The sequence below is a fragment of the Kitasatospora arboriphila genome (assembly GCF_039528095.1).
Taxonomy (GTDB): Bacteria; Actinomycetota; Actinomycetes; order Streptomycetales; family Streptomycetaceae; genus Kitasatospora; species Kitasatospora arboriphila.
The window spans coordinates 16,367-28,137 of record NZ_BAAALD010000026.1 but is presented as its reverse complement, the minus strand read 5'-3'; the positions used below and the strand labels follow the sequence as shown (position 1 = coordinate 28,137).

Here is an 11,771-nt window from a genome sequence, read left to right as displayed (position 1 = left end):
CTTCCTAAGACCGCTTGCCCTCCGACTTGTCCGCCACCGGGCCACGTGATCGCACGTCAGCGGGTGGTGAGCTCCTCCGCGAGGGCGCGCAGCGCCAGTTCGTAGGAGCCGAGGCCGAAGCCGGCGATGGTGCCGGAGGCGATCGAGGCGATCACCGAGTTGTGCCGGAAGGTCTCCCGCGCGTACGGGTTGGAGATGTGCACCTCGATGAGCGGCGCGGTGCGCTGGGCGGCGGCGTCGCGCATCGCGTACGAGTAGTGCGTGAAGGCGCCCGGGTTGATGACGACCGGGGTCTTGGCGTCGGCGGCCTGGTGCAGCCACTCGACCATCTGCAGCTCGGAGTTGGTCTCGCGGACCTCGACGTCGAGGCCGAGTTCGGCGCCGAGTGCGGTGCAGCGGTCGACCAGCCCGGTGTAGGAGGTCGCGCCGTACACGTCGGGCTCGCGGCTGCCGAGCCGGCCGAGGTTGGGGCCGTTGAGGACGAGGACCTTGGTGGTCATCCGGACACCTCCGCGTAGGCGGCGACCAGCAGGGACGGGTCGGGCCCCTCCAGGATGGAGGTCTTGGCCAGGCCGTCCAGGACGACGAAGCGCAGCAGGTCGCCGCGGGACTTCTTGTCGATCTTCATCGCGTCGAGCAGCCGCGGCCAGGCGTCCGCCCGGTAGGTGAGCGGCAGGCCGACCGAGCCGAGCACCCGGCGGTGGCGGTCCGCGGTCTCGTCGTCGAGCCGGCCGGCGAGGCGGCCGAGTTCGGCGGCGAAGACCATGCCGATGGAGATGGCCGCGCCGTGCCGCCACTTGTAGCGCTCGTTGCGCTCGATGGCGTGGCCGAGGGTGTGGCCGTAGTTGAGGATCTCGCGGCGGCTGGCCTCCTTGAGGTCGCCGGAGACCACGTCGGCCTTGACCTGGATGGCCCGCCGGATCAGCTCCAGGGTGTGCGGCCCGGACGGGCTGGTGGCGGCCTCCGGGTCGGCCTCGACGAGGTCGAGGATGACCGGGTCGGCGATGAAGCCGGCCTTGATCACCTCGGCCAGGCCGGAGACGTAGTCGTGCTTGGAGAGCGTCTCCAGGGTGGCGAGGTCGGCGAGCACGCCGGCCGGCGGGTGGAAGGCGCCGACCATGTTCTTGCCCTCGGCGATGTTGATGCCGGTCTTGCCGCCGACGGCGGCGTCGACCATGCCGAGCAGGGTGGTCGGCATGGAGATCCAGCGCACGCCGCGCAGCCAGCTGGCGGCGACGAAGCCGGCCAGGTCGGTGGTGGCGCCGCCGCCGAGGCCGACGATCACGTCGCTGCGGGTGAAGCCGGTCTGGCCGAGCACCGACCAGCAGTACGCGGCGACCTCCGCGCTCTTGGCGTCCTCCGCGTTGGGCACCTGGAGGGCGATCGCCTCGTAGCCCTCGGCGGCGAGGTCCTCGCGGACCGCCTCGCCGGTGGCGGCGAGCGCCTCCGGGTGGATCACCGCGACCCGCTTGGCCTTGCCGCCGATCAGCGGGGCGAGCTCGCCGAGCAGCTGGTGGCCGACCAGCACGTCGTACGGGTCGTGGCCGGCGCTGCCGCCGACGTGGATGGTGACGGTGTCGGTCATGCCTGCTTCAGCTCCAGTGCTTCCATTACGGCGTCCGCGACCTGCTCCGGGGTGAGCCCCTCGGTGTCGACGACGGCCTTGGCCACCTCCAGGTAGAGGGGGCGGCGGGCGTCCATCAGCTCGCGCCAGCGGGCCCGCGGGTTGACCGCGAGCAGCGGGCGCGGCGCGTCCAGGCCGACCCGCTTGACCGCGTCGCCGAGCGCGACCTCCAAGTACACCACCGGCAGGCCGGCCAGCAGGGCGCGGGTGGCGTCGGCCATCACCGCGCCGCCGCCGAGCGCGAGCACCCCGGGGTGGGTCTCGGCGGCGGTGCGGACGGCCCGCACCTCCAGGTCGCGGAAGTGCGGCTCGCCCTCGTCGATGAAGATCTCCGGGATCGGCTTGCCGGCCGTCTCCTCGATGTCGGCGTCGGTGTCCCGGAAGCCGACGCCGAGCCGTTCGGCGAGCAGCCGGCCGACCGTGGACTTGCCGGCCCCGGGCGGGCCGACCAGCACGACGACCGGTGCGTCCCCGCTCATCGGACGATCAGGTGGTCGAGGTAGGACTGCACGTTGCGGCGGGTCTCGGCGACGTTGTCGCCGCCGAACTTCTCGGCCACCGCGTCGGCCAGCACCAGCGCGACCATCGCCTCGGCGACGATGCCGGCGGCGGGCACCGCGCAGACGTCGGAGCGCTGGTGGTGGGCCTTGGCGACCTCGCCGGTGCGCACGTCCAGGGTCTGCAGGGCGCGCGGCACGGTGGCGATCGGCTTCATCGCGGCCCGCACCCGCAGCAGCTCGCCGGTGGACAGACCGCCCTCGGTGCCGCCGGAGCGGCCGGAGGTGCGGCGCACGCCGGCCGCGGTCGGGACGATCTCGTCGTGCGCCTTGGAGCCGGGCACCCGGGCCAGCTCGAAGCCGTCGCCGACCTCGACGCCCTTGATGGCCTGGATGCCCATCAGCGCGGCGGCCAGGCGGGCGTCCAGGCGGCGGTCCCAGTGCACGTGCGAGCCGAGGCCGACGGGCACGCCGTAGGCGAGCACCTCGACGACGCCGCCGAGGGTGTCGCCGTCCTTGTGGGCCTGGTCGATCTCGGCGACCATCCGCTCGGAGGCGTCGGCGTCCAGGCAGCGCACCGGGTCCTCGTCGAGGCGGGGCTCGTCGGCGGGCAGCGGGTAGACGCCGAGCGGGGCCCGGGCGGCGCCGAGCTCGACGACGTGCGAGACCAGCTCGATGCCGCAGGTCTCCTTGAGGTACGAGCGGGCGACGGTGCCGATCGCGACCCGGGCCGCGGTCTCGCGGGCGGAGGCGCGCTCCAGGATCGGGCGGGCCTCCTCGATGGAGTACTTCTGCATGCCGGCGAGGTCGGCGTGGCCGGGGCGCGGGCGGGTCAGCGGCTCGTTGCGGGCGAGGCCGCCCAGGATCTCCGGGTCGACCGGGTCGGCCGACATGACCTGCTCCCACTTCGGCCACTCGGTGTTGCCCACCATGACGGCGACCGGGCTGCCCATCGTCAGGCCGTGCCGGACGCCGCCGAGGAAGGTCACCTCGTCCTGCTCGAACTTCATCCGGGCCCCGCGGCCGTAGCCGAGCCGGCGGCGGGCCAGGGCGTCGGCCACCATCGCGGTGGTGACCGGCACACCGGCCGGCAGGCCCTCCAGCGTCGCGACCAGTGCGGGGCCGTGCGACTCCCCCGCCGTCAGCCAGCGCAACCTACCCAACGGAGCTCCTTCGTCAGCGGCCCGGCCCGTGCGGCACGGGCCGACCGGGGCTTTCGTCCGGCGGGCCCGGCCTCGGGCAGGAGGCCACCGGGCCCGCACACTGCTCCGATCCTTTCATGCCGCGCGGCGGGGCAGGCGCGTGGTCCGCGTGGCGGACACCCGGATGGACACCCGCAGGTTTGCCGCGCCGGGGCCCGGGTAACGTCCTCAGCCCGCCGCGAGCGCCGCCTCGCCGGCCGCGCGCATCGCCGCGAGCGGGCCCGGCTTCACCCCGGTGAACACCTCGAACTGCAGCACCGCCTGGTGCACCAGCAGGTCCAGCCCGCCGAGCACGGTGCCGCCGCGCTCCGCGCAGGCCGCCGCGAGCCGGGTCGGCCACGGGTGGTACAGCACGTCGAAGAGCACCCCGGGCTCGGCCGGCAGCGCCTCGGCGAAGGGGTCGGTGGCGCCGGCCGGGGTGGTGGAGATGGTCAGCGGGTGCGCCAGCGCCCCGGCGCCGTCCTCCCAGGCGGCGGTGCGAACGCGCAGGCCGAGGCGGTCGCCGAGCTGCCGCATCTGCTCCGCCCGCTCGGCGCTGCGGACGTGGACGGCGACCTCGCCGGTGCACACCTCGGCCAGGGCGGCGAGCGCCGAGGAGGCGGTGGCGCCGGCGCCGAGCACGGCGGCCGAGTCGACCTGCTCGACGCCGCGCTCGCGCAGCGCGTTGACCAGGCCCGGCACGTCGGTGTTGTCGCCGCTGCGCCGGCCGTCCGGCCCGAAGACCACGGTGTTCACCGCGTCGACGGCCAGCGCGGCCGGCGAGACCTCGTCCAGCAGCGGGATGACCGCCCGCTTGAGCGGCATGGTGAGCGACAGACCGGCCCACTCGGCGGGATCGATCCTTTCGATGAACTCCGGCAGCCCCGCCTCGTCCACCTCGAACCGGTCGTAGCGGCGCTCCGCCATCCCGAGCGCCGCGTACCCGGCGCGGTGCAGCACCGGCGACAGCGAATGGGCGATCGGCGAGCCGAGTACGGCGGCCCGCAGCTGTGTCGTCACGTGAGTCCCCTCGGGGGCGGTGGATCAGGACAGGTTTCCCCGGTGTTCCGGCCACCTCCGCCGGAACGGCGGAAGCCCGGCGGATCGTAGGCGCACGATGCCCGGACAGTTGTTCGACCTACCGTAGGAGCACCGGATGTCCCGCATCGTACGCACCGCCGCCGCCACCGCGCTGGCCCTGTCCGGACTCTGGCTGGGCACCGCCCCGGCCGGCGCCGCCTCGCTGCCGTCCTGCACCCGCGCCGTGGCCGACATGGGGGTCTTCGTCCCCGGCACCGCCGGCGGCTCGGTGGACTGCGTCCTGGGGGTGGGCAACCAGGGCGAGGCCGTCGACGTGCTGCAGAGCGCCATGCACTACTGCTACGGCGAGAACATCGCCGCCGACGGCGTCTTCGGCCCGGCCACCAAGGCCGCGCTGCGCCGGGTGCAGAGCACCGCGGGCGTCTACCCGGACGGCGTCTACGGCCCGCAGACCCGCAACGCGATGCTCTTCCTCGGGCACTCCGGCGGCGGCTGCCAGCAGTACTGACACGGCGGCGCGGCCGGTCGCACCGACCGGCCGCGCCCACGGCTCAGTTGCAGGTGACCGTCGCCTTGTTGAACGTCTTGCCCCGGGAGATGCACCAGTCCTCGGTGTTCTTGGCGTGCTCCGCGCCGGTGGCGGCGAACTTGGTCTCGTCGGCCGAGATCGCCAGCCAGAAGACCCAGTCGCCCGGTGTCGGGTTGAGCACGGCCCTGATCGCGTCCGGGCCGGGGTTGGAGATCGGCGTGGGCGGCAGGCCGGGGTTGACGTACGTGTTGTACTTCAGCGAGCCGTCGTGGATCTCCTTGGTGGTCAGCTCCTTGCGGCCCAGCTGGTACTGGAGCGTGGTGTCCAGGCCGAGCTTGTGCTGGGTGACGTTGGTGGTCAGGCGGTTGCTGATCGCCCGGGCCATCTTGCCGAAGTCCTCGCTGTTGTTGCCCTCGGCCTGCAGGATGCTGGCCTCGATGAGGGCCTCGTAGCCGCTCTTCAGGCCCAGCTTCTTCGCCGATCCCTCCAGGTCGAGGTCGGTGAACTGCTGGTTGGCGTTGGCGACCATCTGCTTGAGCAGGTCGGCCGGCTTCATGCCCTCGCTGAGCGGGTAGCGGGTCGGGAACAGGAAGCCCTCGACGTTGCCCTGCGCGTAGGCGGGCAGGCCGAGGTTGTTGACCTCGTCCTTGGCGATCTTGGCAGTGGTGCCCGGCGGGACCTTCAGCTTCTTGTCGACCATCGCGTAGACGTCGACGGCCTTCATGCCCTGCGGGAGGTCGAGGACGTTGCCGCCCGCCGACTCCACCATGAACTTCACGGCTTCGGCACCCGACATCTGGTGCTTCATGGTGTAGAAGCCCGGCTGGATGGTGCCGCACTTCGCGTTCTTCTGGCAGGCCTCCACGAAGGCGTCCGCGCTCTTCACCACGTCGACCTTGAACAGGGACGCGGCGATGACCGAGCCGCCGGCGCCGGGCTTGACCTCCACGGTGACCGAACCGGTGCCCGCACCCGTGTAGTCCGGTGCCGGACCGAAGTGGTCCTGGTAGAAGCCGTAGCCCCACCAGCCGGCGCCGCCCATGCCGCCGAGCAGCACCAGCGCCACCACCAGGCAGGCGCCGCGGTTGCGGCGGCCGGCCTTCTTGCCCTTCTCCTTGCGCTTGCGCTCGGCGTCACGGGAGGTGTCCTCGTCGGCGCCGAAGAACGAGCCGCCCTCGGCGTCGTCCTCCTCGGCGTACTCGTCGAGGTCGTCCTCCCACTCCTCGACCTCGGCCTCGGCCTCGGCGGGGCCGTCGAGCGCCGCGGCCTCGGCCTCCCAGTCGATGCCGTCCGGACCGGGACCGGCCGGACGCCCCCCGCCCCCGCGCGGCGGCGGCACCGGCGAGCCCTGCTGCGGCGGGCGGCCCGGCTGCTGGCCGGCCTGCTGCGGGAAACCCTGCGGGCCCCGTGCCTGCGGCGGCATCTGGCCCTGACCCTGGCCGGGCTGCATCTGACCCTGCTGCATCCCGCCGCGCATCTGCTGCTGCGGGGGGCCCTGCTGGGGGTAGCCCTGCTGCTGCGGCATCTGCCCCTGCTGCTGGAGCCCCGGCGGGATCTGCCAGGAGCCGGTCTGCTGGGCGGCCTGCTGCTGGTACTGCTGCTGCTGTCCGTAGCCGCCCTGCTGCTGCGGGACCTGCTGCTGGTACTGCTGCTGCGGCATCTGGCCCTGCTGCGGCGACTGCTGCGGGTAGCCCTGCTGCCCGTACGAGGGCTGCTGCTGCCAGCCCTGCTGTTGCTGCTGCGGGTAACCCTGCTGCCCGTACTGCTGCTGCCCGAACGCGTCGGGTTGCACCTGCCACGAGCCGGTCTGGTCGGCGGACTGTGGCTGCTGCGGGATGCCGTAGCCGGGATCGCCCGGGTGCCACGGCTGCTCTCCCTGGGGGCGGTAGCCCCCGCCCAGGTCAGTCATCGAACCCCTTATGCGTACCGCCGACTCGAACCGGCGTGCTACGGCATCATCCGGAGGGAGACGTTACCGTACCGCAGCATTGGCGATTCGCCGCATGCACACCGTCAGTGACCGTCGTCCGGGGGTGGGGAACTCCGTTGCGCCTGATATGCGTTGAACTCGGCGACGTTCTTCTGCTGCTGTTCGAAACTGTCGGTGAACCTGGTGTCGCCGGGACGCACGGTGACGAAGTACAGCCAGTCGCCCTCGGCCGGGTCCGCCGCGGCGCGCAGGGCCTCCCGGCCGGGGTTGGAGATCGGGGTCGGCGGCAGGCCCGTGTGCAGGTAGGTGTTGAAGGGGGAGTCCAGCTTGGTGTCGGTGTCCGTGGTGGTCAGGGTGGATCGGCCGAGGGCGTAGTTGATCGACGAGTCCAGTTGCAGCGGCATGTTCTTGGCCAGCCGGTTGTAGATCACCCGGGCGACCTTGGCCATGTCCTCGGCGTTGTCGGCCTCGCCCTCGACCAGGCTGGCCACGGTGAGGATCCCGTACGGGGTCTGTGCGAATGCGGTGGCGGCGTCCTCCACACCGCCGGACTCCAGCGCCTTGCCGCTCTCGGAGACCATCTGCTGCAGCAGTGCCAGCGGGGTGGTGTCACCGGTCACCGCGTAGGTCGACGGGAAGAGGTAGCCCTCGGGGTTGTCCTTGGCCGACTCGGGCAGGCCGAGGTCGCCGGCGTGCTGCTGGGCGATGCCCTTGGTGGTGCCCGGGGCGAGGTGCAGCCGCTCGTCGATCGCGGAGTACACCTGCTCGGCGCGGCGCCCCTCCGGGATGGTGAGGGCGTTGGCGTTCGCCGGGTCGAGCAGCACGCCGAGCGCCGAGGCCACCGACATCTTCAGCTTCAGGGTGTAGGTGCCGGGCTGGATCGTGTTGCCGGCCGGATGCCGGGCGGCCGCGTCGGTGAACGCCTTGGTGCTGGCCACCACCCCGCTCTTCACCAGCGTCCGGCCGATCGTGGTGAGGCTGGCGCCCTGCGGCACGGAGACCTCCACCGTCCCGCTGCCGCCGCCCGCGAAGTCCGCGGCCGGCGGCTCGGCCTTCGGCCACACCAGGTAGGCCGCGACCGCGAGCACGCAGGCCACCCCGAACAGCGCCAGCACGCTCAGACAGCAGGCCGCCCCCGAACGTACCTTCCGCGGGTCCGGCGGCTCGACCGCGTACGGCTGCCCGGGCGGGCGCCCGTCGGGCTCCTCGGCGGGGGCGCCCAGGTGCCCGGGGGTGACGCCCGGCCCCAGACCGGGTGCGGTGAACGGGTCGGTCACGACGGCCCCTCCGTCGGCAGCCGGCGGTACCGGGCTGCTCCAACAACGGCGACAACGACGAAGGGGCCCGTGCGGACACCTCCGCACGGACCCCTTGTGGGACGTTAGTACGAACTGCTCAGCCGGTCGGCTCGACGCTCTCGCCGGGCGCCCGGCCGCTCACCCGTTCGGCCTCCAGCGCCGCCTGCAGGATCACCACGGCCGCCGCCTGGTCGATCACCGAGCGGCCCTTCTTCGAGGACCGGCCGGAGGCCCGCAGGCCCTGGGCGGCGGTGACGGTGGTCATCCGCTCGTCCACCAGCCGGACACCGACCGGCGCCAGCAGCGCCGCCAGCCGCCCGGCGTACGCCCGGACCTTGGCCGCGGCCGGCCCCTCCTTGCCGCTCAGCGAGCGGGGCAGGCCGACCACGACCTCGATCGCGTCGTACTCCTCGACGATCTCCTTGAGCCGCGCCTGGGAGCGGCCCCCGGCGGGCACGGTCTCCACCGGCGTGGCGATCAGCCCGTCGGGGTCGCAGGACGCGACCCCGATCCGGGCGTCACCCACGTCGACGGCGATCCGCCGGCCCCGCCGGAAGACCTTCTCGGGCTGCTCCTCGGTCATCAGGAGGCGCGCTCCGCGACCAGTGCGCGGACGGCGGCGATCGCCTCGTCCACCGCGGCCGGGTTGGAGCCGCCGCCCTGGGCGACGTCGTCCTTGCCGCCACCGCCGCCGCCGAGCGTCTTGGCCGCGGTGCGGACCAGCTCGCCGGCCTTCACACCGCGGGCGCGGGCGTCCTCGTTGGTGGCGATCACGGTCAGCGGGCGGTCGTTCGCCACGGTGAACGCGGCGACCACGGCCGGGCGCGAGCCCAGACGGCCGCGGACGTCCAGCACCAGCTTGCGCAGCTCGTCCGCGCCCACGCCGTCGGCGACCCGGGCCGAGACCAGGGCCACGCCGCGGACGTCCTCGGCGGAGTCGGCGAGACCGGCGGCGGCCGCGAGGACCTTCTCCGCACGGAAGCGCTCGATCTCCTTCTCGGCGTCCTTCAGCTTGGCGAGCATGCCCGAGATCTTCTCCGGCAGCTCCTCCGGGCGGCCCTTGACCAGCTCGGTGAGCTGGGAGACCACGGTGTGCTCACGCGCCAGGAACTTGTACGCGTCGACGCCGACCAGCGCCTCGACCCGACGCACGCCGGAGCCGATCGAGGACTCGCCGAGCAGCTTCACCAGGCCCAGCTGGGCGGTGTTGCCGACGTGCGTGCCACCGCACAGCTCCTTGGAGAAGTCGCCGATGGTGACCACGCGCACCGAGTCGCCGTACTTCTCGCCGAACATCGCGATGGCGCCGGCCTTGCGGGCCTCGTCCATCGTCATGACCTCGGCGGTGACGTCGAGTTCGCGGACGAGCACCTCGTTGATCTTCTGCTCGACGTCGGTCAGCACCGAGCCGGGGACGGCCGCCGGCGAACCGAAGTCGAAGCGGAAGCGGCCCGGCGCGTTCTCGGAACCGGCCTGGGCGGCCGTCGGGCCGAGCGCGTCGCGCAGCGCCTGGTGGGTGAGGTGGGTGGCCGAGTGGGCGCGGGAGACCGCGCGGCGGCGGTCCACGTCGATCGTGGCGTACGCCGAGGCACCGAGCACGACCTCGCCGAACAGCACGCCGCCGGAGTGCACCGTCACGCCGGGCACCGGCTGCTGGACGTCGCGGATCTCGACGACCGCACCGGAGTCCAGGCGGATCCGGCCGTGGTCGGCGAGCTGGCCGCCGCCCTCGGCGTAGAACGGGGTGCGGTCGAGGATGATCTCGACCTCGTCGCCCTCGGTGGCGGCCGGCGCCGGGACGCCGTTCACCAGCAGGCCGACCACGGTGGCCTCGCCCTCGGTGGCGGTGTAGCCGGTGAAGACGGAGGCGCCGGACTTGTCGGCGACCTCGCGGTACGCGGCGACGTCGGCGTGGCCCATCTTCTTGGCCTTGGCGTCGGCCTTCGCGCGGTCCCGCTGCTCCTGCATCAGGCGGCGGAAGCCGGCCTCGTCCACCTGGAGGCCCTGCTCCTCGGCCATCTCCAGGGTGAGGTCGATCGGGAAGCCGTAGGTGTCGTGCAGCTTGAACGCCTGGTCGCCGGAGAGCACCGCACCGCCGGACTGCTTGGTCTCGGTGACCGCGGCGTCCAGCAGGCTGGTGCCGGCCTTCAGCGTCTGCAGGAAGGCCGTCTCCTCGGAGGTGACGACCGTCTCGATGCGCTTGCGGTCGGCCTCCAGCTCCGGGTACTGCGGGGCCATCGCCTTGATGGTGATGTCCGTGAGCTCCTTGGCCACCGGCTCGGTGGCACCCAGCAGGCGCATGTTGCGGATCGCGCGGCGCAGGATGCGGCGCAGCACGTAGCCGCGGCCCTCGTTGCCGGGGGTGACGCCGTCGCCGATCAGCATGATGGCGGTGCGGAAGTGGTCGGTGACCACGCGCAGCGAGACGTCCGACTTGTGGTCGCGGCCGTAGGCGTGGCCGGTGAGCTCGGCGGCGCGGTCGAGGATCATCCGGCTGGTGTCGATCTCGAAGAGGTTGTCGACGTCCTGCAGGATGGCGGCGAGGCGCTCCAGGCCGAGGCCGGTGTCGATGTTCTTGCTCGGCAGGTCGCCGAGGATCTCGAAGCCGTCCTTGCCGTCGCCGTGGCCGCGCTCGTACTGCATGAAGACCAGGTTCCAGATCTCCAGGTAGCGCTCGCCGTTGACGGCCGGGCCGCCCTCCTCGCCGTACGCGGGGCCGCGGTCGTAGTTGATCTCCGAGCACGGGCCGCACGGGCCGGGGACGCCCATCGACCAGAAGTTGTCCTTCATGCCGAGGCGCTGGATGCGCTCGGACGGGACGCCGATGACGTCGCGCCAGATCTGCTCGGCCTCGTCGTCGTCCTTGTAGACGGTGATCCAGAGCTTCTCCTTCTCCAGGCCGTAGCCGCCGTCCGCGACGGGCGTGGTGAGCAGCTCCCACGCGAACTTGATGGCCCCTTCCTTGAAGTAGTCGCCGAAGGAGAAGTTGCCGCACATCTGGAAGAACGAGCCGTGCCGGGTGGTCTTGCCGACCTCCTCGATGTCCAGCGTGCGCACGCACTTCTGGACGGAGGTGGCGCGGGAGTACTGCGGCTTGACCTCGCCGAGGAAGTACGGCTTGAAGGGCACCATGCCGGCGTTGACCAGCAGCAGGGTGGGGTCGTCGGCGACGAGCGACGCCGACGGTACGACGGTGTGGCCGCGCTCCTCGAAGAAGCGCAGCCAGCGGCGGCGGATCTCAGCCGACTCCATCAGTGGTCCTTCCGGTTGGGTTGCTGCCCGGCAGCGCTCGGCGCTGGCGGGGCTCGGCAATGCTCTTGGTGGTGGTGCTGCGCTTCGGGGGCAGGGCGGCGGCCGGGGAGCCCGGGGCCGCCGAGATAGCTCGGTGGCCGGGCTCGGGGCGCAGCGCGCGGCGGCGGCGCGGCGGCTCTACCACGGCGGTGCCGTCGAGGCCGAGGTCGGCGCGGAGCTCCTGCTCGCGCTCGGCCATGCCGGCCTGGACGTCCTGGGCGAAGCGCTTGGCGGCGTCGCCGAGCCGGAGGGCGCCGCGGGCGGCGGTGCCGGAGATGCTGTCCGGGGTGAGCCGGTGCACGGCCTCGTTGGCCTTGCCCATGGCCCAGACGGCGGCGCCGGCGCCGACCGCCATCCAGAAGATGCGTCGAACCACCGTG

Annotated in this window: 11 protein-coding genes; 1 reads left to right on the top strand and 10 read right to left on the bottom strand. The window is 72.8% G+C overall.

Going from position 1 to position 11,771, the window contains the following annotated elements; translation table 11 throughout:
- Positions 1–56: 56 nt before the first annotated feature.
- The 5 genes from aroQ to ABD353_RS15675 all read right to left on the bottom strand — a co-directional run bounded on the left by aroQ (position 57) and on the right by ABD353_RS15675 (position 4,322).
- Positions 57–500, bottom strand: a complete 444-nt coding sequence (aroQ, locus tag ABD353_RS15695) for a type II 3-dehydroquinate dehydratase (protein ID WP_344624204.1) — start codon at positions 498–500, stop codon at positions 57–59.
- Complete coding sequence (gene aroB / locus ABD353_RS15690; RefSeq protein ID WP_344624203.1) at positions 497–1,585, bottom strand: 3-dehydroquinate synthase; 1,089 nt, start codon at positions 1,583–1,585, stop codon at positions 497–499. Before aroB ends, aroQ begins: the two co-directional genes overlap by 4 nt.
- On the bottom strand, positions 1,582–2,103 hold the full coding sequence (locus ABD353_RS15685) for a shikimate kinase (protein ID WP_344624202.1): 522 nt from the start codon (positions 2,101–2,103) through the stop codon (positions 1,582–1,584). Before ABD353_RS15685 ends, aroB begins: the two co-directional genes overlap by 4 nt.
- Entirely contained in the window at positions 2,100–3,284 is a 1,185-nt protein-coding gene (aroC, locus tag ABD353_RS15680) for a chorismate synthase (protein WP_344624201.1), read from the bottom strand. Before aroC ends, ABD353_RS15685 begins: the two co-directional genes overlap by 4 nt.
- A gap of 207 nt (positions 3,285–3,491) precedes the next feature.
- Positions 3,492–4,322, bottom strand: a complete 831-nt coding sequence (locus tag ABD353_RS15675) for a shikimate dehydrogenase (protein ID WP_344624200.1) — start codon at positions 4,320–4,322, stop codon at positions 3,492–3,494.
- Between the two features lie 136 nt (positions 4,323–4,458).
- Here ABD353_RS15675 and ABD353_RS15670 point away from each other — a divergent pair, with 136 nt between their 5' ends.
- Positions 4,459–4,851 (top strand): peptidoglycan-binding domain-containing protein, encoded by a 393-nt coding sequence (locus ABD353_RS15670; RefSeq protein WP_344624199.1) that lies wholly within the window; start codon positions 4,459–4,461, stop codon positions 4,849–4,851.
- Positions 4,852–4,894: 43 nt separating this feature from the next.
- On the opposite strand, the gene mltG (ABD353_RS15665) is transcribed toward ABD353_RS15670, so the two are convergent.
- From mltG (ABD353_RS15665) to ABD353_RS15645, 5 genes are all read right to left on the bottom strand, one after another.
- The gene (gene mltG / locus ABD353_RS15665; protein WP_344624198.1) at positions 4,895–6,781 is read right to left on the bottom strand and encodes an endolytic transglycosylase MltG; all 1,887 of its coding nucleotides are present in this window, start codon (positions 6,779–6,781) and stop codon (positions 4,895–4,897) included.
- Positions 6,782–6,885: 104 nt separating this feature from the next.
- Positions 6,886–8,079, bottom strand: coding sequence for an endolytic transglycosylase MltG (gene mltG, locus ABD353_RS15660; RefSeq protein WP_344624197.1), 1,194 nt, complete (start codon positions 8,077–8,079; stop codon positions 6,886–6,888).
- A 118-nt stretch (positions 8,080–8,197) separates the two neighbouring features.
- A complete protein-coding gene (gene ruvX / locus ABD353_RS15655) occupies positions 8,198–8,683 on the bottom strand; it encodes a Holliday junction resolvase RuvX (protein WP_263102429.1) in 486 nt (161 codons plus the stop codon).
- Positions 8,683–11,352, bottom strand: a complete 2,670-nt coding sequence (gene alaS, locus ABD353_RS15650) for an alanine--tRNA ligase (RefSeq protein WP_344624196.1) — start codon at positions 11,350–11,352, stop codon at positions 8,683–8,685. The genes ruvX and alaS overlap by 1 nt, the downstream gene beginning before the upstream one ends.
- Positions 11,339–11,767 (bottom strand): DUF6167 family protein, encoded by a 429-nt coding sequence (locus ABD353_RS15645; protein ID WP_344624195.1) that lies wholly within the window; start codon positions 11,765–11,767, stop codon positions 11,339–11,341. The genes alaS and ABD353_RS15645 overlap by 14 nt, the downstream gene beginning before the upstream one ends.
- Positions 11,768–11,771: the final 4 nt, after the last annotated feature.